This window comes from Gemmatimonas sp. (genome assembly GCF_031426495.1).
In the GTDB taxonomy this organism is placed as follows: Bacteria; Gemmatimonadota; Gemmatimonadetes; order Gemmatimonadales; family Gemmatimonadaceae; genus Gemmatimonas.
Map to the genome: position 1 here is coordinate 1 of NZ_JANPLK010000051.1, position 22293 is coordinate 22293.

Annotated in this window: 15 protein-coding genes and 5 tRNA genes; 5 read left to right on the top strand and 15 right to left on the bottom strand. The window is 63.7% G+C overall.

Annotation, left to right across the window (positions count from 1 at the left end):
• Positions 1 to 86 precede the first annotated feature (86 nt).
• The 14 genes from RMP10_RS13520 to RMP10_RS13585 form a co-directional block, all read right to left on the bottom strand.
• Positions 87 to 1193, bottom strand: a complete 1107-nt coding sequence (locus RMP10_RS13520) for a hypothetical protein (RefSeq protein WP_310570761.1) — start codon at positions 1191 to 1193, stop codon at positions 87 to 89.
• A gap of 12 nt (positions 1194 to 1205) precedes the next feature.
• Complete coding sequence (locus RMP10_RS13525) at positions 1206 to 1913, bottom strand: outer membrane beta-barrel protein (protein ID WP_310570762.1); 708 nt, start codon at positions 1911 to 1913, stop codon at positions 1206 to 1208.
• Complete coding sequence (locus RMP10_RS13530; protein WP_310570763.1) at positions 1910 to 3016, bottom strand: PorV/PorQ family protein; 1107 nt, start codon at positions 3014 to 3016, stop codon at positions 1910 to 1912. Before RMP10_RS13530 ends, RMP10_RS13525 begins: the two co-directional genes overlap by 4 nt.
• 10 nt (positions 3017 to 3026) lie before the next feature.
• Positions 3027 to 7337: a hypothetical protein gene (locus RMP10_RS13535; protein ID WP_310570764.1), complete on the bottom strand. Its 4311-nt coding sequence runs from the start codon at positions 7335 to 7337 to the stop codon at positions 3027 to 3029.
• Positions 7338 to 7426: 89 nt separating this feature from the next.
• The gene (locus RMP10_RS13540; protein ID WP_310570765.1) at positions 7427 to 10543 is read right to left on the bottom strand and encodes a TonB-dependent receptor; all 3117 of its coding nucleotides are present in this window, start codon (positions 10541 to 10543) and stop codon (positions 7427 to 7429) included.
• 637 nt (positions 10544 to 11180) lie between these two features.
• Positions 11181 to 12212 (bottom strand): LytTR family DNA-binding domain-containing protein, encoded by a 1032-nt coding sequence (locus RMP10_RS13545; protein WP_310570766.1) that lies wholly within the window; start codon positions 12210 to 12212, stop codon positions 11181 to 11183.
• A 233-nt stretch (positions 12213 to 12445) separates the two neighbouring features.
• On the bottom strand, positions 12446 to 12715 hold the full coding sequence (atpC, locus tag RMP10_RS13550; protein ID WP_310570767.1) for an ATP synthase F1 subunit epsilon: 270 nt from the start codon (positions 12713 to 12715) through the stop codon (positions 12446 to 12448).
• Positions 12716 to 12719: 4 nt separating this feature from the next.
• Positions 12720 to 14150 (bottom strand): F0F1 ATP synthase subunit beta, encoded by a 1431-nt coding sequence (atpD, locus tag RMP10_RS13555; RefSeq protein WP_310570768.1) that lies wholly within the window; start codon positions 14148 to 14150, stop codon positions 12720 to 12722.
• 25 nt (positions 14151 to 14175) lie between these two features.
• On the bottom strand, positions 14176 to 15045 hold the full coding sequence (atpG, locus tag RMP10_RS13560) for an ATP synthase F1 subunit gamma (protein WP_310570769.1): 870 nt from the start codon (positions 15043 to 15045) through the stop codon (positions 14176 to 14178).
• A gap of 1 nt (position 15046) precedes the next feature.
• Positions 15047 to 16612 (bottom strand): F0F1 ATP synthase subunit alpha, encoded by a 1566-nt coding sequence (gene atpA, locus RMP10_RS13565; RefSeq protein ID WP_310570770.1) that lies wholly within the window; start codon positions 16610 to 16612, stop codon positions 15047 to 15049.
• Between the two features lie 337 nt (positions 16613 to 16949).
• Positions 16950 to 17765, bottom strand: a complete 816-nt coding sequence (locus tag RMP10_RS13570) for a helix-turn-helix domain-containing protein (RefSeq protein ID WP_310570771.1) — start codon at positions 17763 to 17765, stop codon at positions 16950 to 16952.
• The gene (locus RMP10_RS13575; RefSeq protein ID WP_310570772.1) at positions 17765 to 18289 is read right to left on the bottom strand and encodes an NUDIX hydrolase; all 525 of its coding nucleotides are present in this window, start codon (positions 18287 to 18289) and stop codon (positions 17765 to 17767) included. Before RMP10_RS13575 ends, RMP10_RS13570 begins: the two co-directional genes overlap by 1 nt.
• A gap of 37 nt (positions 18290 to 18326) precedes the next feature.
• The gene (locus RMP10_RS13580; protein ID WP_310570773.1) at positions 18327 to 19100 is read right to left on the bottom strand and encodes an ABC transporter ATP-binding protein; all 774 of its coding nucleotides are present in this window, start codon (positions 19098 to 19100) and stop codon (positions 18327 to 18329) included.
• 145 nt (positions 19101 to 19245) lie between these two features.
• Positions 19246 to 20133, bottom strand: a complete 888-nt coding sequence (locus RMP10_RS13585; RefSeq protein WP_206044389.1) for an RNA polymerase sigma factor RpoD/SigA — start codon at positions 20131 to 20133, stop codon at positions 19246 to 19248.
• A gap of 294 nt (positions 20134 to 20427) precedes the next feature.
• Here RMP10_RS13585 and RMP10_RS13590 point away from each other — a divergent pair.
• The 5 genes from RMP10_RS13590 to RMP10_RS13610 all read left to right on the top strand — a co-directional run bounded on the left by RMP10_RS13590 (position 20428) and on the right by RMP10_RS13610 (position 21026).
• Positions 20428 to 20500 (top strand) — tRNA-Ala (locus RMP10_RS13590).
• 42 nt (positions 20501 to 20542) lie between these two features.
• Positions 20543 to 20615: transfer RNA gene (locus RMP10_RS13595), tRNA-Gly, on the top strand.
• Positions 20616 to 20634: 19 nt separating this feature from the next.
• Positions 20635 to 20708 (top strand) — tRNA-Val (locus RMP10_RS13600).
• A 134-nt stretch (positions 20709 to 20842) separates the two neighbouring features.
• A tRNA-Arg gene (locus RMP10_RS13605) sits at positions 20843 to 20916 on the top strand.
• Positions 20917 to 20952: 36 nt separating this feature from the next.
• Positions 20953 to 21026: transfer RNA gene (locus tag RMP10_RS13610), tRNA-Pro, on the top strand.
• Positions 21027 to 21289: 263 nt separating this feature from the next.
• On the opposite strand, the gene RMP10_RS13615 is transcribed toward RMP10_RS13610, so the two are convergent.
• Entirely contained in the window at positions 21290 to 22285 is a 996-nt protein-coding gene (locus RMP10_RS13615) for a carboxypeptidase regulatory-like domain-containing protein (protein WP_345785797.1), read from the bottom strand.
• Between the last annotated feature and the right edge of the window lie 8 nt (positions 22286 to 22293).

Sequence of the window (22293 nt, forward strand, 5' to 3'; positions counted from 1 at the left end):
ACACGCCTTAAAACACACACTCCCTCCACCACGCTCGGCCGCGCGCGCCACCTGCCGGCCGGTCTATGCGAAGCACGCCTTCTGGATCAGCGACCGCGAATCGACGGCGGCAGGGTGGCTTCGAGGATCGTCGCGGAGCCCATGCGACCTTCGATGCCAGCCTTGGGCTGCAGATTCACGCGCACGAACCCGTAGTTCTTCCACGCCGGCGAGCCGGTCGCGTCGGGGATCGTGTCGGCCGAGAGGCGCGACGCCATCGCGAAGATCACGCGGGGGCTGTCGAACACGACACTCGGAGCCGGGTTGGTCTTGTCGGCTTCGTACAACGAGATCGCGCGATCAGGGAACGGCGCGGTGCGACGGCCAAGATACGTTGTGTCGTTGAACCGGCCGGTGGTGTCGAGCTTGATCCCGTACGCGTTGTAGTAGTAACCAACAGGCGGGCGGAAGTAGTTCGAGTCGTTCAGGATCATGATGTTGCCACGCACTTCCACGCGACCACGCGGAACGATGGTCATTGCACCGTTTGTGGCGACCACGAACTCCTGATTGGCACCCGGGTTGCCCGGCTGCACAGGAATTCCGCGGCCGAACGTGCCGAAACGCAGGCTCGCGACACGGTTCGCATTGGCCTGACTGCGGCGCGCCCACAACGGACGCACTTCACCCGGCGCGGCACCGGCCGCGCCCGACTCGATGCTGATCAGCACCGTGTTGAGCGAATCCGTTGCCACGAGCGCCGGAGCCGACACGCGGGACACGGCCACGCGCAGGGCGATGTTCGCACCGCCGGCTCTGAAGCTGGCGCCGGTGGTGGTGAACGCGGTGTTCGTGAACACCGGATCGCCCGCCGCGTTGAGCGTCGAGTCACGACGGGTGGCCACGATGTTGAGCGCCGTCGCCGGCGCGAACTTGGTGGCCGAGTCGTTGGCGAACCACACCGTGTAGCTGCCGGTCGTCAGCGTATCGAGACCGGCGAGCGTGATGATCACCGAGTCATTGGCCGGCGTGGCGGACGCCACGATGCCAACGGGATAGGTGACGGTGCCACGCGGCAGGTTGGTGGAGGTACGGAGGAAATTCGTACCGAAACCGAGAGCACCCGCGGGCTCGGTCGTGATCGACCGTTCGTCGCCACAGGCCGTGGAAACAGCAACGGCAAGAACGCCGGCTACCAAGAGGAAAGGACGCATGTTGCGCATCGGTTATTTACCCCCGCCAATGCCGCCGGGGACGTACCGGAAGCCCAGCGTGAACATGGTGTTCAACGCAGTCGTCTTCGCCGCAGGAGGCGTCGGGAAGTCTTCCGGGAACGGTTGAATGAGTTCGGTACGGTCGCGCGCCGGATTCAGGAAATTGCGATCATAACCCTGATACTGCACCGCGCGCACGTCGAACTGGAGGCCGGCTTGCTCGCTGAGCTTGATCCAGAATCCGGCGCCACCGGTGTAGGACACGTCGTTGTTACGCGTCTCCTTGCCGTTGACCTGGGCGTCGAGAATCATGACGTAGGTACCGGCACCCGCCATCACGAACGGCGCCACCTTCTTGCCCGGATACCGCAACGTGGCCGCGAGTCCGAGGTTGACCGTGTTCACCGGCTGGCCGACGTACTGGTAGCGAATCGAATCACCACCCGCTACCGCAGCCTGACCGAAGCGCAGACGCGTGAGGAAATCCTTCTTGGTGGTGTTGCCGCGCGACACGTCGACGGTGGTCCCGATGCCCAAATACTTGGACAGCGCGTACTCTGCATCAAGACCGATCAGTGCCGCCGGATCGAGACTGGCGGCTCGCTCGGCCTGAAGGATGCCGAGACGGGTGGTGACCGTAAACTGCTTCGGCGCGATCTGCGCGCCGACGCTCGCTGCGGTCAGCGCCAATGCAGCGAGAATACCTGCAGCGCGGTTCATCGACCCACCTCGAACGAGAAGATCTGAATGTTCTGGAGCGCACCGGCCGACTCAAACGAGTAATCGAAGCGGACGTTACGTCCCTTCGCCGGGAGACGGAGACCGAAACCACCGGCCAGTCCGACCGGCGTGTCGGTGCCACGATCGCGATCATCGTTATACACGCGCTTGCCGCCGCGCACGAACAGGATGTTGCGATAGCCGTACTCGAGACCGATGGCGTACTGCGTCGTGAAGTCGGTTGACTCGTTCACGGCGACTTCGGCGTTGAGCGTGTTGTTGCCGCTGCCCTTGCCGAGCAGTGAGTTCGCCGAACCGAGCAGATCCGACGCGATTGACAGGCGGAACTCGACCGGCAGTTCAACCTGCGACGTGTACAGCGACACGCGACGGTTGTCGCTGAAGGTGCCGCGGTCGGCGGTGCTGATGACGCGCGTGATCAGCGCGCCCGATGCGCGTGCCGTGGGACCGACGTTGGAGATCGAGCCACCGAGCGTAAGGCCGTAGAGACCGGTGTTGAACTGGGTGCCGATGTCGCCAGCCACCCACTTCGTGCCGGCATCAGGGATGCCCTCGCTGATAAACTTTATCTGGCCACCAACCTGGAGACGGTCGGTGAGGCGCTTGGCGTAGCCGATGCCGACCACCGTGGACGTCCACTGGAAGAAATTGCCACCCAGTCGATCGCCAAACGGATTGAGCTCCGTGGTACGCTTGATGTCGCCCGAGCTCAGCGTGTTGAAGTGCACGCCGAGATTGCCGCCCAGTGCGGGGATCGAGAGCGCGGCGTAGGTCTGCCCGAGCCCGAGATCGCCGTACAGACTCTGGCGACCGGCAACCGCCGAGAACGACTCGGAGGTGCCGGCGCCCGACGGATTGGAAAACCACGCCAACGGACCGCTCACCGACGCGGCCGTGGCATTGGCCATCGCGCCGCTACGTGCGCCGACGCCGATGTGGAGGAAGTTGGCGCCACGCGTACCCTGACGATTCGGGGTATCCGCTGGCGTAGGAAGTAGTCCACCGGGGCCCTGGGCACGAACCGTCGTGCCCAGAAGCAGGGTGGCGGCGCCGAAGGCGCCGATGAGCCGGGTGATTTGCATCGCTGCTCCCTTAGCGGATGATCACGAACTTGCCGCGATGCACCTGGTCCTTGCCAGCCGTGCCGGTCGCAGTGAGCACATAGATGTAGAGACCCGACGCCATGTCGGTGCCTTCGCGCGTGCGAAGGTTGAACGGCAGGTCACCGGAGGTCGAGTTGTTGCCCGCGTAGGTCAGGTCGCTCTTGGTCCACATCAGCTCCTGGAGGAACTGGCCAGACACCGAGTAGACCCGCAGCACGCCTTGTTCCGGCACGTTCGTAAAGTAGATGCGCGGTACCGCGAGTCGCGCACCATCCACGCCGTCGTTATCCGAGCGCACGAGGTACGGGTTCGGCACCACCGAGACCTTGGCCAGATCGGCCTTGGTAAGTTCGGCCTTGATGCTGAACGGCGTGGCCACGAGCTGGATGCTCGAGCGCGGGTCGAACGTGCGCGTCAGTTCGAACGTCTGCTTCCAAGTCGGCTCAACCGGCAGATAGCCGCCGGCCGTCGTGGCACCGCGCGTGTTGATCGCGAGCGGATTGCAGCTGTTCTGGTCGATCGTGGCCGCCGGCCGGGTACCCGATCCGTTCACACCACCCGTGCACGCCACCAGGAACTTGTTCAGGCCGACCGAGTCAGCGAGCACCGGAATCGTACGGAAGCCGTTCGAACCATCGGCCTGTACCACCACGACGCGTGTGGTGCCCTGCAGCACCGTGCTGTCCTTCTCAACCTTCTGCAGCACGATCAGCGTGTCACCCGGCATCCAGAGCGAATCGGGGACGGCGACACGAACCGTGTCGTTGCCGGAGCCGAGGAGACGGGTGTTGCCGACGCCACCCTGCGCGAAGGTCTGGCGGGCGAGCATGGCGAACTTGACGTTCTCTTCGCGACCACCGACCGGGTCGGTGAACTTCATCGTGAACGGCACGCGAACACGAACCAGCGGGCGCGTGGTCGCGGCGCCAACCAACGCGGTCACCGCAGCCGTCGTTTCGGTGATCGTCGTGGCCTTGGCGGCCACATCGACCAACGCCGTCGTCACGGCAGACTGCAGATCGGCGACCGGATCGAGCTTGAACGCCTTCGCGCCCCACGGATCGGTAAGCCACGTCATTTCGTAGCGACCGCCCTTGATCCGCTTATTCGCAACAAGCGGACCGGTGGTGACCGTTGTGAATGTGCCCTGCACCTGCGGCACGAACTGACGCGCATTACCGGAGAGTGTGTCGCCGCTTTTACGGATCACGAAGTTCCGATCGCGCTGCACGTTGTTCGAGAGCCGCTCCGAACGGAAGCCGTTGGCCGTGTTCGACGAGTCGTCCGGCTGGGCGGTGAAGCCCGGATACAGCGGTGAGCCAACCTGGTCACGGACCTGATTACCACCGTTGGTGCCGTACGGATCGTTGATCGCGAAGATCGGCTTGTTGTCGCCGGTCACCCAGACGTAGCCGGGGTACCCGGCGGGCGAGGAGATCGTGTCGACGAACACGCGCGAGGCGCCGGTCACGCCGCGCGCCGTGCCCGGAAGCAACGTCGTACCGAAACGAACCGGGATGTCAGCGGTTGTCGTGAACGACTGCTCCTTCGCCACGAAATTCGTGGTCGCCGGTGCGGTCGGCGACGTGGTCGCACTCGGCAGCACCCAACGGGCACTGATGGTCGAGGAGACCGCACGCGTGACCGTATCCTGCACCTTACGGATGATGAACTGATTGCCGAACACCAGGCGCGACGTACCGGTCACGCTGTTCGACACCGCCTGCACGAGCACCGGCTGTGTGGAGTTACCCACCACCGTGGACGTGTCGACGCGAGCGAACTGACGGCCGGCTGCGTTGGTGATCGGCGCGTATACCGTGAGGGATGCCGGTCCCGAGGTCGCGAACGCCGAGTTGATCGTGTCGAGCGGGAAGCCGAAGGCCTCCTGTGCATTCGTGATGTAGAGCCCACGGCCAGGCAGCGAGTCGACGACGCGGAACGTCGCGTCGGAGAAGCCGCGCGTACGGGTCACAAAGACATAGTTGTACGTGCGCCCCGCCTGCAGATTCTCGGCATAGTTCGCCGTCTGCGGGACGCCCCTCACGTAGTTCACCGTGGCGACCGGGCGCCAGCCAAATGCCGGAATCGCGGCATCGATGGCACGAGTCGGCGCCGAGGTACAGGTAGCCGCGTTACCCGTCGTATTCGTGAAGGTCGTTCCACCGTCGCACGACTTGAACAGATAGACCGAGCTCAAGTTGTCGTTCGACCGGGCCCTGAGAGAATCCAGCAGCGTGGGGTTGAGCCGCAGGATACGTCGGGTGGCGACGTCGCCAGCCAGCGAATCGGCGCGCACCTTGTTCACCAGGCCGACCATGTACGGGTCAACCGGGTTGATGCTCGGATATCGAATCACGATCTGCGAACCGATGGAGGTCGCCGCGCCTCCCGTGAGCGAGTCGAGCAGTTCCCCCGAGTTGATCGTATACGAGAGACCCGCCTTCACTTCCGGATACGCGATGGGCTGCGGGCCGGCGTAGTTCGTGAGGTAGGCTTCCGTGAGGCCTTCGATGGCCCGGCGCGTGGTGACGGAGTCGGGGTTCCAGGAGAAGGCCCAGAGGAACTGCGTGGTGTCGCCCGCCTTCAGCTTGAACGGGCCGGCCGTGATCGTGCCGAGGATGTTGCCATACTCATTGCGATAGCCGCCCACGATGGTGTCGGAGTAGACTCCGTGGCAGCCAAGGGAACCGCAGCCCGGCACCGAGATCGAGTCCTGCACGCCATCGTTGTTGTAGTCCCACCTGCCGAACGGCTGCCCGTTGCTCGGATTGGTAGTACCACCCGGTACGAACTTCGGGAACTTCACACCGGCCGGCGTCGCGGGCAGCGAGCCGGTCCACTCTTCCGGTGTGACCATGCCGGTGAAGTTGTTGATCGAGAAGTCCGACGGATTGCGGCCATCGAGGAAGTCGTCTTCCTTGGACGCCAGATAGCCGAAAGCAGCACGGGTCGAACGATTGATCGCCTGTCCCGCACGGCCGACGGAGCCGGGGTGCGAGTGGTTGAATGTGATCGTGTCGTCGGCGAGCGGGCTGGTCGGGTTGTAGTAGGGATCAGCCGGGTTGCGCGTGAAGCGCTTGTTGCGCACGTCGCCCAAGGGCGACTTGAGCCACGTCATGCTCCACACACCGGCTTGGAAACCCACCGTCGAGACGCAGCCACCGAGCGTGGAGTTGAGATAGCGCTTCGGATACGACGTGCTGCAGTTACCGCTCGTGCCGGCCTTCGACGCCAGAATCGTGTTCGTGCCGAAATCGAAGTACAGCGACATGTACTGGTTGCCGTCGGTGACCGACAGGAAGCCCGGAGTCGTGCCGAAGTACAACGAATCGTAGTCGACGCCCGTGCCGTACACGGCGGCCGACTTGTTAACCATCTGGACCTGATAGAACTGCGTGTTGCGCGTGGCGGGCGAGGCGAACTGGTAGCTGTCCACGCGGAGCTCGAGGCCCAACGGGTAGCCACCGTCCAACGGCGTGCCCGAACCACCCGGCACGATCCCGCCATAGCGGAGCTTCTGCTCACGATAGTAATCGGAGATGAAGCCGTACACGCTCTGCGTACCCAGGAACTGCGTGGCGTCTAGGCGCGCGGCCGGAAGACGCCAGTCGTCCCAACGGAACGTGCTCTTGTTCGCGTTGAACGTGTTCAGCCACACCGAGTCCTGCACCACCAGCTTGCCCCTGAAGCCCTCGGAGCCCCAGGTATCCGGGCAATCCTTTTGCGCGAGCAGCGAGAAGCCGGTGGTCGTGTACACATTGCCGTCGGACCGGCACGACGAGCCATCCTGCGCCGTAACGCCAGCAAAGCTCTTGCCGAACTGGGCGTCGGCCGCGCCCCACTTGCGGCTGGACGACACCAGCGTTTCCCAAGTGAGCGACGTGTAGCCGAGCGTACCGGTCATGTTGTTAATGCGTGGATTGACCACGCGAATCTTCCGGAATTCCGTTGGAGGCGCCGCCACCACGAAGCCCATCTGGAAAAACACGTGGAACTGGCCCGCTGTCGCACTGACCGCGCGCGCGCCGAAGGCGATGTCGCCCTGGTTCTGCGGCACCGGACCGCCTTGGCTGGCGATGGCTGCACGGTAGGTGCCACTCATACGCAGTGTGCCGAACGCGAGATCTTCCGCTGCGAACAGGTCGAACCCGTTCTTGGCAGGAATGGGGATCTGGCGGATCGTGCCGTCGGGCAACATCTCGTCGAGAAAGTTGACCTTGGCCTGCGTGGCGCGCTGCGCCTCCGCCACACCGGACACGATGATTGAGAGGCCGGCCAGCACTGCAAGGGTACCCAAGGCGCGCGAGACTCCGCGCGCCCCGAGGCCCTGTGGCTGTCGGCGGGAAGTATTGGTAGTGAAACCCATGAGGTTTACGCCGTCCATGCTCAGAAGTTGACCGACAGGCCGGTAGAAATGCTGCGACGCAATCCGATGTTCTGGGGCTCGTCGAACGCGGTCGAGGTATTGTCGCCGGAGTTGCCGATACGACGGTTCGCGAAGTCACGCAGACCGGCGTCGCAGGTGCCCGTGTTGTTGAAGACCTGAAGGCAGTTCTTGCGATCGAGCAGGTTGTTCACGCGCAGGAAGCCCGAGTAGCGCAGGTTGCCGATGCGAAAGGCCTTGTCGAGCAACAAACCCACGTCCTGCGTGGACGGCTGACGCGCCGAGTTCACTTCACCGGAGTTGTTCAAACCGATGACGCCGGCGGCGGCGCCGCGAGTCGGCGTGTACGGGATACCCGACGTGATGTTGTAGGTGATCGAGCCACTGAAGTTCTTGAGCAGCTTCCCGGCGTTGAACGGCAGGTTCGGCACGTCGTTTCCGACGCGATAGAACAGCTGCACGTTGAGGCGCTGCGGCTGGTCGACGTCAGTGAGCGTTTCGACGTTCTGCGCGCGGAGCGCTTCGTCGGTGCGCGACACTTCGTTGGCGCGATCGGGCGGGCGCGCGTTCGTGGTGGAACGCGAGAGGCCGTAGTTGATGTCGTAGCCCCAGCGATCGGCGAGGCGACGGCGGAAGGCCACTTCCACACCGCGCGACGACAGGAAGTCGCCGTTCACGATGATGTTGTACGTCGGGAAGGCGCCGGCGTACGTGCTGCCGATGTCCTGCGCCGCGCGGCTGCTGCGGATACCCGTCAGGCCGGTTTCCGAGCGGCTGAACACGGCCACCTGGATCGAGTAGCCCTTGCCGATTTCACCCGAGTAGCCGACTTCGAACTGCTTGGCCTGCTCGAGGCGGAGGCTCGGATTGCCGACAAACGAGGGATTGTCCGGCTGCAGGTTCGGCGTGCACTCGGACGTACCGGGCTTCACCTGACCGGCGGCGCAGTAGTTGTCGCCCGCGCCGGCCGTGGTACCAATCCCGGTGTTGCGGTACGTGTTGCCATACAGCGGGACCATCGTGTAGCGGCCGCCGTTGAAGAACACCTGCGACCGCTCGGTGAGTGGGAAGGCCACACCCACGCGCGGGCTGAACGCCGTACGGGCGGGCGACTCGCGGAAGTCGTCGAGCTGAGCGATGGCCGTGGCCGTGTCGAGCAAACGGGCGCGCTGCGTTTTGGGATCGATCGGCGAGGCGGCGCATCCGGCGAGGCCGTAGGGCTGTCCGGCGGAGTTGAGCATCTGCTTCCCGGCCACGGACGCACCCGAGCACACTTCACGCGCCGTGGTGCCATTCGACGGATCGAATGGATTGGCCAGCGATTGGCCGCGAGCACGGCCGTAGTCGAAGCGACCACCGAGCTTGATCGTGATGAAGTCATATTCGATCACGCTCTGGATGTACGCTGCGGCTTCGATCGGCTTGCCACGGTACACCTGGTACACGTTGTTCTTGATACCCGACGTCGTGCTGGCGTCCTGCTGCACGTCGCTGTACGCGAAGTCGTGGTTCACGAACTGGGCACCGATCTGGATGTTGTTGTGATCGGTGACCTGCGACTGGAGGTCGGCCTTGATGGTACGGGTGGTGTACTTCTCACCACCGTAGATGCCCGACGCGATACCCTGGTACGGGACGCGGTCGCAGCCAGTGAAGCCGCCGCAGATCGACAGGAACGACTGGTCGAAGTTGCCGTAGGCGAACGGACCCGGGATACACGTGCCGAGGAACACAGCGCAGGTGGTGCGCTCGAAGTCCGTCTGGGCGACGCGAATGGTGAGGTTAGAGCGGCCGAAGCGCTGTTCGAGCGAGCCGATGAGCAGCTTGCCCTGATCGCGCACCGACGGCTGAATCAGGTCGCGAGAGGCGCGGTTGTCGGCGCCCGTGAGCGCGAAGAGCGAGTCGGTGCGGTTGTTCACGAGGCCGAGCGGATCGCCACGGTAGGCGAAGAAGTAGCGGCGATCGTAGCCGCGGTTCTGACGCTCGGAACCGACAGCCGTAAACTTTATGGTCGTGTTGTCGAACGGCAGGAACGTGAGCTTGCCGACCACCGACGAATTCTGCGTGCCGCCGAACGCTTGGAAGCCCGGAACAAGGTCCTTGGTGGACACGCCGAGGATGTCGCCAAGCACGAGCGGCGCATTGGCCGTGTACACGTCCTTGTCGAATTCCAACACGCGCTGGGCCTGGCTTTGCACTTGGCCGGCCACGGAGTAACGCAGCTTGCTCTTGGTACCCGGCACCGGCCCCGAGAGGTAACCGCGAAGCAGGTTCAAACCGAGGAGCTTGTCCTGCTCGGTGCCGAAGATGCTGCCGGGGAGCGTCGAGTTCTGGAAGTCGATGGAGCCCGACACTTCCGAGCCGCCTTCACGCACGGCCTGGTTGATGACACCGGCCAGCGCGTTGCCATACTGCGGCTCCATCGCGCCACGCTGGAAGTCGACCTGCTGCACGGCCAACGCGCTCATGCCCACGGCGTCGTTACCGAACAGCGGGTTGTTGATGGCGATACCGTCGATCATCGACAGCGTCGCGCCACCGCGGCTACCACGAACGCGCAACGCGGGCGTGGTGCTGCGCTGTTCTTCCGCGAGCGACACGACCGAGGTGTTCTGCGGGACTTCCGTGAACCCCTGCTGCAACGCGAGCACGCCGGCGATGCTGGTGACCGGCAGCGACGTGATCTGCTCGGCGGTGACCGTCGTGCGAGAGCCAACCTGACCACGCTCCACGAGCGGGGCGACGTCGGCTTGCACGGTGATGGCGGCCAACGTCTGGTTCGACGAGCGCAGCTTGAAGTTCTGTTCGCGCGTCGCGTCGATCGAGATCGTGACGTTCGTGGCGGTCACGCTCTGGAAGCCGAGGCGACGGGCCTGAACCGAGTAGGATCCGGGAGGAACCTGAATGATGAAATAGCGGCCGCTGGCGTTCGTATTCGAACCCAGCGTCGTCCCTTGAATGACCACCGCAACGCCCTCGACGGGCTTGCCTGATTCCGCGTCGGTCACAACACCGGTCAACTTACCGGTCTGTGCCTGGGCGGCGGTGATCGGCGCGGCAAGTGCCACCACGCCTAGGACCGTCGCGATAAACCACATACGACGTCCGAAAGCCCTCATCTGCTCCTCCGGGAGGCTAGTACTGCGGGACAACGTTTCGACCGGTGGGACCGAGTCGAGAACGTCTGCAACGCCATGCCAGGACCCGGGCAACCTTCGGGAAGGGTGAGGGTACTGACATGACACTGGAAAACGCCGGCGCAGGGGCGCGTCGGCGGGAAAACACGTGGGGTGGGAACAACAGTGGTAGGGACAACAGTGGTTGGCACGGCACACACTTCCGCTCATCACTGAGGGGATGACTGTGACGCAACCGTGGCGGCAAGCTAGCAGGCCGCACGGGACTGTCAATCACCGGCGAGTGGAGTAGTCGCCAGATCGTGGGCGCGACAACGCCGCTCTACGACGCGATTCGCTCCCGACGTCGGCACCCGAGGGCGACCACGCACCGATAAGGTGAGGAACAGCGCTGGGATGAGCCACGTCACCGAGGCATTTCGCCCCGCCTCGCTGGGACAAACATGGGCCGAAACGTTCCACAGCGATTTCTAAACGGAGATCGCGCAGTCTGCACCGGCCAGTCGCACCACTGAGGTAGACGCCGTCCGCGCGCGGAAGTATTCCCACAAACGCACAAAGACCGCCTGAAATCAGACGGCCTCGTGCATTGCAAATATTCTGGGACGAACAGCGCTGATCAGCGCACCCGTGACCGGTAGGTTCGTGACAGACGCAGCGTGGACCCGTTGCCGAGCATCAGCAGCCCATCGCCCCCGGGCAGCGGCGACATTTCCCGCACGCGATCCATGTTGACCACGATGCGGCGGTGAATGCGCACAAACTGGCGCGGATCGAGCGCCGACTCGATGGCCGTAATGGTGCCTCGCGTGCGGTACTTCTCGCCGGCGGCATGCACCAGGATGTAATTGCCGTCGGCTTCGAACCAATCCACATCGGACAGCGGCACGAACCGCGTGCGTCGTCCTTCGCGCACCAACACGCGCAGCGGACGGGCATCGCCGCTGCCCGATGAGGCACGGCCACCGTCATCCTGCGTGAGGTCGAGCACCGGTTCTTCTGCCTCGTCACGCGTGAAGCGCGCGAGCGAGTGTTCGGCATTCCGCGCGGTACGCCACGGCGTGGACGGAATCAACGTCCCGGTGGATTGGCCACTCGCGCGTTTGCGGCGGCGCGCATCGGCCCCCTCTTCCTGCTCCATCGTCGCCGCATGGGCGTGCCCGTTGCCGTTGGCATGCCCGTTACTGGTCGCACGCGTGAACAACGCCCCGAGCTCGAGATTTCCCGACGCGTTCGCTTCGCCGATCAGTCGCTGCAATTCGTCGGCGGTACGCAGCAAGGCCACCTGCAGCACCTGCTGACGCGCGCGTGCGATCGCGTCGCCCAGACGATCCGCAACGACCGGTACCGGCACGAAGTCGGTCGCCTGCAACTCGAACGCGTGCACGGCGTCTTCTTCACGCGCCGAGGCGAAAACGATCGCGGTCGGACGCTCGGATGTCGACAGTGACTGCACGAACGCAAAGCCGGACATGTCGGCCAGCTCCGCACTCACCAGCGCGATATCGGGAATAGGAGAGAGCGCGGCACGCGCCGAGACGGAATCGGCGTGATACCCGAGTACCGACACGTCGAGCGAAGCGGGTAGGTGGGCCAGCTGTTCGGGCAAGGATGCCGGAATCTGGCCGAGAACTACGACACGGAGAGCCATGAGTGTTGGTGTAAACGCGAGCAGACATGCTGCGATCACGACCGCGGCGTCGCGAGCTGCCAGACGACAGTGCACACCGGGGGCGCCATAGAGCATACGGACCACGGCGTCTGGACGTTGCGTCCAAATGACGAAACCATCAGAAATCGCCGCGTACGGGGTCGCCACAAGCAAAACACGTGGGACATGGTCAAACCCATGTCCCACGTGTGAGGTCCCTCGGCTTCGACGACTTACGCCGCGGTCGTCGCCGTGGCGTGCTCGGTCACGACGCGAACCTGATCGTCGATGATCTGGAGAAAGCCACCCTCGACGCCGAAGCGCTTTTCGCCCTCTGCCGTATCGAGACGCAGCGTGCCCTTGCCCAGCAGCGTCATCAGCGGCGCGTGCATCGGCAGAATGCCCATCTCGCCATCGAACGCCGGCGCGATGACGCCCCGCGCGGTGCCTTCAAACAACACGCGCTCGGGGGAAATCACCGACACCTTGAGTAAGTCGCTCATGCTATCAGCTCTGGAACTTCTTCGCGTTGGCGACCACGTCGTCCACGCCGCCGGCCATGAAGAACGCCTGCTCCGGCAGGTTGTCGAACTCGCCGGCGCAGATGCGCTCGAACGAGGAGATCGTCTCCTCGAGCTTCACATACTTGCCGGGGATGCCCGTGAACTGCTCGGCCACGGCGAACGGCTGCGACATGAAACGCTGCAGACGGCGCGCACGACCCACGATCTTCTTGTCGTCTTCGGACAGTTCGTCCATGCCAAGGATTGCGATGATGTCCTGGAGCTCCTTGTAGCGCTGCAGGATGCGCTGCGTGGTGGTCGCCGCATTGTAGTGGCGCTCACCGATGTACTGCGCATCGAGAATGCGCGACGTGGAGTCGAGCGGGTCCACGGCGGGATAGATGCCGAGCTCGGTGATCTTCCGGTTGAGCACGACCGTGGCGTCCAAGTGCGCGAACGCCGTGGCGGGCGCCGGGTCGGTCAAGTCGTCGGCCGGCACGTAGATGGCCTGCACCGACGTGATCGAGCCGTTGCGCGTGGACGTGATGCGCTCCTGCAGTTCGCCCATTTCCGTGGCGAGCGTGGGCTGGTACCCCACGGCGCTCGGCATGCGGCCCAGGAGCGCAGACACTTCCGAACCGGCCTGCGTGAAGCGGAAGATGTTGTCGACGAACACGAGCACGTCGGCGTTCTCGACGTCGCGGAAATATTCGGCGACGGTAAGACCGGCGAGCGCGACGCGGAGACGGGCTCCTGGCGGCTCGTTCATCTGTCCGTAGATCAACGCAACCTTGTCGAGAATGCCAGCTTCCTGGAATTCGAGATAGAGGTCGTTGCCTTCGCGCGTACGCTCACCGACGCCACAGAACACGGACTTACCACCGTGTCCCTTCGCGACGTTGTTGATGAGCTCCTGAATGATGACCGTCTTGCCGACGCCGGCGCCGCCGAAGAGTCCGATCTTTCCACCCTTAACGAACGGGGCGACGAGATCGACGACCTTGATGCCCGTTTCGAACACTTCCGTTTTCGGGAGCAGATCGACGAAGTCGGGACGCTTGCGGTGAATCGGCCAGCGCAGCGCGTCCTTCGGGATCGGTGCGCCTTCGTCCACCGGCTCACCGAGCACGTTCAGAATGCGGCCGAGCGCGGGCGCGCCGACGGGCACGGTGATCGCGCCACCGGTGTCGACGACATCCATGCCACGCGTGACGCCGTCGGTGCTCGACATGGCGACGGCGCGAACCTGATTGCGACCGATGTGCTGCTGCACTTCGGCGGTCACGGAGATCACCTGTCCATCAGGCGCCGTGCCTTCCACCCGCACCGCGTTGTACAACTCGGGCAGATGATCGTTTTCGAAGGCCACGTCGATGACGGGACCGATAACCTGAATGATCTTGCCGACAGTGGTCGGCGCGGCAGTGGTAGCCATGAGACTCTATATGGAGATAGGGAAATCAGCCCTGCAGTGCCGATGCGCCGCCGACGATTTCGGCGATTTCCTGCGTGATCTGCGCCTGCCGCGCCGAGTTGTACGTGCGCTTGAGCAGTTGCAGCATCTCGGTCGCGTTGTCGGTGGCGTTCTTCATTGCCGTCCGACGCGCGCCCTGCTCACCGGCGGCGGTTTCGACGAGCGCCCGGTACACGGTGTTGCGCACGTACAGCGGCAACAACGCTTCGAGGATTTCGTCGGCCGACGGAGCGAGAATGAAATCGCGCGACAACCCGGCACCGGCCGTGGTCGGTGCCACGACCGGCAACACCTGTTCGGTGGCCGGCGGCGTGGAGAGCGCGGACTTGTACTTGGCGTAGGTGACGTGCACCGCATCGAGATCGCCCGACGCGAAGCGCGTCATGAGCGTGTCGATGAGCGACGTCGCATCGGCCGACGTGGGCTTGTCGCTGATGTCGGCGCGCTGTGACGCGAGCTCGCGTCCCAGATACTTGAAGAAGCCGATGCCCTTGCGACCCACGATGTGCAGCTCGACGCTGACGTCCTTCCCTTCCAGCTCCGCGAGACGCGCGCGCGCTTCACGCAGCAGGTTGGTGTTGAACGCGCCGCAGAGGCCGCGGTTCGCCGTGAGCACCACCAGCGCCACTTTCTTGATCTGCGCCGGACGACGCAGCAGCGGAAAACGCTCCGCCAGTTCCGGCGTGTACACATGCGACAGCACCTCGCCCAGCGCCAGCGCGTACGGACGCGCTGACGATACGCGATCCGCCGCGCGCTTCATCTTGGAAGTGGCGACCATTTCCATCGTGCGCGTGATCTTGCGCGTGTTCTCGACGGACTTGATGCGCCCCTTGAGTTCGCGGCCTTTGGCCATCTTACAGGCTCTTGGAGTACTGCTCGATGCCGCGCTTCAGCTCCGCTTCCATTTCCTTCGAAAGCGCCTTGCTGGTGCGGACCGTCTCAGCGACCTGCGGGAACTGCGCGCGCATGAACTCGAGGAATCCCTTCTCCCACGCCCGCACCTTGCCGGTGTCGATCGTGTCCAGGAGACCGTTGGTCACGGCGTAAATCACCATCACCTGCTCCTCGAACGGCATGGGCTGATACTGCCCCTGCTTGAGGATTTCCACGGTACGCGCACCACGCTCGAGCTGACGCTTGGTGGCGGGATCGAGGTCCGACGCGAAGGCGGCGAAGGCTTCGAGTTCACGGAACTGCGCGAGGTCGAGGCGGAGACGGCCAGCCACGCTCTTCATAGCCTTGGTCTGGGCCGAGCCACCGACGCGCGACACCGAGATACCGACGTTCACGGCCGGGCGAATGCCGGCGTTGAAGAGGTCCGTTTCCAGGAAGATCTGTCCGTCGGTGATCGAGATGACATTCGTTGGGATGTACGCCGAGACGTCGCCGGCCTGCGTTTCGATGATCGGCAGCGCGGTGAGCGAACCACCCGGCTTGAGGATCGTCTTGCCATCGACCACACCGTCGTCTTCGCGCAGCTTGGCCGCGCGCTCGAGGAGACGGCTGTGCAGATAGAACACGTCGCCGGGATAGGCTTCACGGCCGGGCGGACGGCGCAAGATGAGCGACAGCTGACGATACGCCGCGGCCTGCTTCGACAAGTCGTCGTACACGCACAACGTGGGCTTGCCCTCGTTGTACATGAAGTACTCGGCCATCGCGCAGCCTGAATAGGGCGCGATGTAGAGCATGGGCGCCGGATCGGACGCCGAGGCGGCGACGATGATGGTGTAGTCGAGCGCGCCGGCCAGACGGAGACGTTCCACGACCGTGGCGATCGTGGAGGCCTTCTGACCGATGGCGACGTAGACGCACACGACGCCCTGGCCCTTCTGATTGATGATCGTGTCGATGGCCACGGCGGTCTTGCCCGTGGACCGGTCACCGATGATGAGCTCGCGCTGACCGCGGCCGATCGGGATCATCGAGTCGATGGCCTTGATGCCCGTCTGCATGGGCTCCTTGACCGGCTGCCGCACGATGATGCCGGGGGCGGGCGACTCGACCTTGCGGAACGCGGTGCTGCGGATCTCGCCGAGACCGTCGATGGGACGGCCGAGGGGATCAACGACGCGACCGATCAGCTCCGGTCCGACGGGCACTTCCAGCACGCGGGCGGTGCGACGGACTTCATCGCCTTCCTTGAGCTGGAGGTAATCACCGAGGATGATCGCACCGATGTTGTCCTCTTCGAGGTTCAACGCCATGCCGGTGATGACGGCCTTCGTTTCCGAGGCCGTGAACTCGAGCATCTCGCCTGCCATGACCTTGCCCAGGCCATAGACGCGGGCAATGCCGTCCTTCACTTCGAGGATGGAACCGACTTCCTCGACATTGAGATCGGCGAGATCCGCCGCTTCAATTTCGCGGAGGAGGATGTCTTTGATTTCGCCGGGGCGCAGGGCGGTCTGAGTAGCCATGAGGCAGGGGCTTTATATGCGTGGTAACGATTCGGGGACAGCTTGTGAAAATTATCACAAGGGGTGAGTCGGTGCAACCCGGCTGTGCGGGACAACAACAGCGACAGCTTTACCGCTGATTTTCGCCGACAACACGCCGATGGTATCGTCATCGACGACAATCGGCACATCGACGTCAGGCTGTCACTTTTTTTGCTTAACAACAAGAAACGCAACGACTTGTAATGGCCCACAGGGCAGTCGGCACGGTCGCGACTATCCGCGCCATATCAGTGGAAATTCGCGGTGAAGCTGTTGTTGTGTGGGACTTCGCGGATGCTGGTGCTGCGGCCTGCCCCTAACTGCCCGCCGGATCGCCGAACGCGGCTTGGCCAAAGCGCTCCAGCAGGTCGACAGCCCGCAGGCGGGACAGGCTGGAGGCGCGGGCGCCGACCAGGCGCTGGGTGGTGCTGGAGAGGTGGGATGAGCTGGCGAACCCGAGCACCTGCGCCACATCGCGAACGTCGAAGCCGGCGTTCTTGGACAGCTCGGCGGCGGCCAGCACCCGAACCAAGTCGATGACGCGCTTCAGGGTCGGTGCCTGTCCCACGGCGAAGCTGCGCGAGAGGTGCTCGCGCGACACGCTCAGCTCCTTGGCCAACTGGTCGGTGCGCACGGGTCGGCCGGCACGACGGACGACGCTCTGCCAGACGGCAATTTGTAACGGCGTTTCGAGATGCAGCATGGCCGGCGGCTGCGACAGCGCGCGCTCGAAGCGGCTGGAGAAGGCGCGACGGAGCACGAGTTCGCGGGCGACGCTGTCGTCCACGCCTTCCACGAGCACGTCGGTCACGCCGGCATCGGCCGCCCGCGCGACGAGCGGCGCATCGGCCGGCAGCAGCGTCGTGATCAGTACGAACGGGAGACTCGGAAACTCTTCGGCGCGCGCCATCAACCGCTGCGCGTCGTCGCCGGCACCGGCATCGATGATTACGACATCGACGAGTTCCTTGATGAGATACTCCTCGACATCGGCCGCACTCTTGGCGGCATGCACGTGGGCACGACGACGCGGAAAGGCCGCCCGCACGAGGGCCCGCGCGCGCTCGCGCTTGAGCAGTGCGACCACGCACATCGGGGGTGCGCTACTGTCGGCCCCGGTACGCGCCGCCATCAGCGGGAGTGCTCGGTGTGCACGCCGGCGCGCGGCGTCGGGCGTTGCGCGGGATCGGCCGCCGGGTCTTCCCCACGCACCATGGCGTTGGCGCGCATCAGCACGTCGCGCGCATTGGCGTAGGAGACGAGCTTCGTGGCTTCGTCGAAGCTCGCCCAGCGGCAGGCCGTGATCCCTTCGGCCCGCTGCGGCGTGGTGTCCGATGCGTCGCTGCGCATGAGGTAAAAATGACAGACCTTGTGCACGAGGCGACCGCGAAAGCGGAAGAACCAGTCGATGGTATCGATCGCGCCGTCGAGCGCGACGTCATCCAACCCCGTCTCCTCGCGCACTTCCCGCAACGCGGCGGCGTCAGGCGGCTCGTCGGTTTCGAGATGCCCTTTGGGGAATCCCCAATTCTGATAGCTGTCGCGAATCAGCAAGAACGTCGGCTCGCCGTCCTGCACGCGATACACCACGCCGCCAGCGGAGGTCTCGAGCGTGGCGCGCCCGGAGCGTTTCTGCGGATCCCGCGATGACGTCACGACGATGCTACCGGCGGATGCCGCGCGAGGACACGACTCAGCTCGCCGTGGCTGCGACGCCAATGAGCGGCGCACTGCCTTCGAGTGTCGCGCGTCCTTCGATGAACTGCCGCACGAGCGGATCGGTGCTATGCTGGATCTCGTCGACCGTGCCGACCGCGCGCAACTGGCCTTCGTACAGCATGGCGATGCGCGTGCCCACGGTATAGGCGCTGCGCATGTCATGTGTGATGACGATGCCCGTCACGCCCAGCTGCTCACGCATGCGCACCATGAGCGCATCGATGGTGGCCGAGGTGACCGGATCGAGACCCGTGGTGGGTTCGTCGTACAGGATGTACTTGGGGCGCAGCGCGATAGCGCGGGCAATCCCGACGCGCTTGCGCATACCGCCCGAGAGCTCGGCCGGCATGCGGCTTTTTACATCGGGCAGATCGACCAGCGAGAGCGCTTCGTCCACGCGCGCGGTGATTTCCGACTCGCTGAGTTCACCCTGCTTGCGCAGACCCATGGCGACATTCTCACCGATCGTCATCGAGTCGAAGAGCGCGGCGAATTGAAACACGTACCCGATGCGTCCGCGTAGGGCGTACAAGTCTTTCCGCGAGAGCTGATCGATGCGGAGACCATCAACCCACACTTCGCCTTCGTCTGGCTCGAGCAGGCCGACGATGTGTTTGATCGCCACCGACTTGCCGGTTCCCGAATAGCCGATGATCACCATGGTCTCGCCTTCGTTGACCTGAAGGGAGAAACCGCGGAGCACCTGCTTGGGCCCGAAAGCCTTATGGACGTTCTTGAACTCGATCATGAGGTCACAAATGTACCGCCAAAGTTCGGCGAAGGTAGGCGTGCATCCGCCGGCGAAACGCAGGAGGGGCGCCCGACCGTCGGGCGCCCCTCGTTTCTGCATACCCCGCTGGCGCCGCGTTGCTTCGTGACGCGTGAGACGCGCGTTATGCGGCGAAGCTGGACAGGGCGCGACCCACATCGCCTTCGCGGAGGCGTTTGAGGGCCCGGTCACGGAGCTGACGCACGCGTTCGCGGGTGACACCGAGCATGCTGCCGATCTCTTCGAGCGTGTGCTCGCGGCCGCCTTCGAGGCCAAAGTAGAGTCGAAGCACCTTGGCGTCGCGCGGCGGCAAGGTGGAGAGCGCCTGCTCGATTTCATCGGTGAGGAAGCGATTCATTGCTTCTTCTTCGGTGTCCGGCATCTCGTCGGCGACGAATCGCTCGATGAGCGACCGATCACCATCGGGATCCATCGGGGCATCGAGACGCACATCGCCCGTGTTCAGGGCGGCGAGCGACTGCACGACGTCGACCGACAGGCCGGTAACCTGCGCGAGTTCTTCAGGCGACGGCTCGCGACGGAGCTTCTGCCGAAGGATTTCCGACGCCTTGATGATGCGCGACAGGTCGGCGGTGCGATTGAGCGGCACACGCACCGTACGACCCTGACGCGCGAGCGACGAGAGAATCGCCTGACGGATCCACCACACGGCGTACGAGATGAACTTCACGCCTTGATCGGGATCGAACTTCCGCGCCGCCGTGAGCAGGCCGACGTTGCCTTCACCGATCAAGTCGATGAGCGGCAGGCCGCGATTCTGATATTTCTTGGCAACAGAAATCACGAAGCGGAGGTTGCGCTTGACGAGTTCCTGGAGCGCATCCTGGTCACCGGTACGGATCTTTTTCGCGAGCTCGATCTCTTCGGCCGCTTTCAGGAGCGGATACGTGCTGACTTCGTAGAGATACTGGTCGAGGATATCGCGCTCGGGTTCACTGGGCGCGATGCCCGCGGGTGCCGCACGACGGCGCTTCCGCTTGACTTCAGTCATGGCGTTCTATGAGACCTTGGGATGAGACATCACCCCTGAAGGAGGAAACGAAATGGAAACGGCTTGCCAACAAACGGCGCCGGCGACCCACGAGATCCCAGCCGGCGGCGGCTGGGCAATTCCGAGGGTAGCCTTGCAAGATACGCCGACGAGAGTCTTTCGCCAGTCTAATTCTGCGGAACTCTGCTTGACGCCGGACATACACCTCACTAGACTGCGCGTTCCTGATGCCCTCGCCGGCACGGTACCGCTGGAACGGGGTGCGGCGCGGCGGATGCACGGGAGGCCAGTACCGGGGGCGTAGCTCAGTTGGGAGAGCGCTTGAATGGCATTCAAGAGGTCAGCGGTTCGATCCCGCTCGTCTCCACTCCGGTTGGTGAAGGTGTGCTCGAAGGGTTTTGGTGCGTCTGCGGGAATAGCTCAGTTGGTAGAGCACAACCTTGCCAAGGTTGGGGTCGCGGGTTCGAGTCCCGTTTCCCGCTTGTAGTACAGCGGTGTCTTGGGTCGTTAGCTCAGTTGGTTAGAGCGCCACGTTGACATCGTGGAGGTCACAAGTTCGAGTCTTGTACGACCCATATGCTGGTCTGCTGGTGTAGCTGTTGGATGGCCTGGTGACTGCTCGTCAGTAGCGTGAGCGTGTCCGATTCACTAGGTTCCGGGACTCTCTGTGAAGAGAGGCTGTGCGTTGATCGTGGTGCATCGGAGTTCTGCGCCTATAGCTCAATTGGATAGAGCATCTGACTACGGATCAGAAGGTTGGAGGTTCGAGTCCTTCTAGGCGCGTAGTGGTTTGGATGCAGGTCGCACCATGAGATCGCACGGGGCGTAGCTTAGCCCGGTAGAGCGCCTGCTTCGGGAGCAGGAGGTCGCAGGTTCAAATCCTGTCGCCCCGACTGTATAAATAGAGACCCCGCAACGACTTCGGTCGCTGCGGGGTTCTTTGTGTCCAAGCATGTCAAAATATCAGATCGGTCCAGCGGAATCGCCACGGGTTCGAATGCGACGCGTCGAGTTGAGAACACCCACTCGGTCTCGACTACGGGAACAGGCAGCGGGCTTTCCCCGCTACGCTCTGGCCGTCCGTTTGCCGGGGCAGCTCGTGACCACGGTCAGAAGGTGTTTCGTCGGCGATGAGGAATGCGCGATGGGTTCGTCACTACTGGCTTATGAGCCATACCGAGACCCATGGACCGCCTCCGCGATGAGTCGTGGCGGCAGCACCGCACCGACCTCCGGGCCAACGTGCTTGAAACGAACCGAATTGCTCTGTGTTGCGGCCCCACACCTCAATGAAGTCCACGCTGGCGAGCTCGATCGACCAGAGTGGTCGATTCGGCTGTGCCTCGCCGTTTACGAATAGGCACACTGGGCGAGTCAGCTGTATGCCACGTTGTGTCAATAGTCCCGATAGAAAAATGCCGTCTTCCAGAGTCCGCGCACCGTAGCGGCTAAGCTGCGCCCGGTTAGCCACAAGCGTTCCGATACCTGCCCACGCCATTCGGTGACTAAGGTCGGACAGCGCGAATCGAAGCTGTTTAGGGTCCTCTCCACGCTTCATGAGCAACACCAGCGACGTGGTGTCGCCGCGTTGTACCCTGGTCATAGCGGGGCGGGAGAGGTATCCAGCGTGGCTAAGCTGGAGAGTGGAGAGTTCGGCCTTCGGCAAGGGGAACTCAAAGCGACCGAGGCTGTCCGTGACAACGCGCACGTCGCGTTTCATCGACCGGATCTGCACGCCGGCGAGCGGAGCCATTGTTTGCTCGTCGCCGACGACTCCTCGTATGCCGATCCACGCCTCAGCGCGCACCGTAACCTCGGCGATCTGCTGCGCCAGCCGTCTCAGCTGAACGCGGAACAAAGTATCGGCGCCGAGAATCTCGAAACTTGTAGAATCCGGCATGAACCCCAGCATAGTCGTGACTAACTGCGCGCGGCCTCGCGGAAGCACAACCGAGAAGCGTCCTCTGAAATCGGTACGCACGATTGTGTCGACACCGAGCCCGAGCGCGCGGACACGCGCGTTCGGGATAGAGTCACCCGCAGTGCTGCGTACCGTACCGCGCACTAGTTCCCGCTGTTGAGCGTCAACATTGCGCGCTGAAAGAATTACGAGCGCGACAGCACCAATAGGCCAAAGATTCCCAAAGCACATTCGCTGAC

Bases quoted from the DNA above. Each gene is read 5' to 3' on its own strand.
- RMP10_RS13520 (WP_310570761.1), bottom strand. From the start codon at position 1,193: ATGCGTCCTTTCCTCTTGGTAGCCGGCGTTCTTGCCGTTGCTGTTTCC.
- RMP10_RS13525 (WP_310570762.1), bottom strand. From the start codon at position 1,913: ATGAACCGCGCTGCAGGTATTCTCGCTGCATTGGCGCTGACCGCAGCG.
- RMP10_RS13530 (WP_310570763.1), bottom strand. From the start codon at position 3,016: ATGCAAATCACCCGGCTCATCGGCGCCTTCGGCGCCGCCACCCTGCTT.
- RMP10_RS13540 (WP_310570765.1), bottom strand. From the start codon at position 10,543: ATGAGGGCTTTCGGACGTCGTATGTGGTTTATCGCGACGGTCCTAGGC.
- RMP10_RS13545 (WP_310570766.1), bottom strand. From the start codon at position 12,212: ATGGCTCTCCGTGTCGTAGTTCTCGGCCAGATTCCGGCATCCTTGCCC.
- atpC (WP_310570767.1), bottom strand. From the start codon at position 12,715: ATGAGCGACTTACTCAAGGTGTCGGTGATTTCCCCCGAGCGCGTGTTG.
- atpD (WP_310570768.1), bottom strand. From the start codon at position 14,150: ATGGCTACCACTGCCGCGCCGACCACTGTCGGCAAGATCATTCAGGTT.
- atpG (WP_310570769.1), bottom strand. From the start codon at position 15,045: ATGGCCAAAGGCCGCGAACTCAAGGGGCGCATCAAGTCCGTCGAGAAC.
- atpA (WP_310570770.1), bottom strand. From the start codon at position 16,612: ATGGCTACTCAGACCGCCCTGCGCCCCGGCGAAATCAAAGACATCCTC.
- RMP10_RS13570 (WP_310570771.1), bottom strand. From the start codon at position 17,765: ATGGCGGCGCGTACCGGGGCCGACAGTAGCGCACCCCCGATGTGCGTG.
- RMP10_RS13580 (WP_310570773.1), bottom strand. From the start codon at position 19,100: ATGATCGAGTTCAAGAACGTCCATAAGGCTTTCGGGCCCAAGCAGGTG.
- RMP10_RS13585 (WP_206044389.1), bottom strand. From the start codon at position 20,133: ATGACTGAAGTCAAGCGGAAGCGCCGTCGTGCGGCACCCGCGGGCATC.
- RMP10_RS13615 (WP_345785797.1), bottom strand. From the start codon at position 22,285: ATGTGCTTTGGGAATCTTTGGCCTATTGGTGCTGTCGCGCTCGTAATT.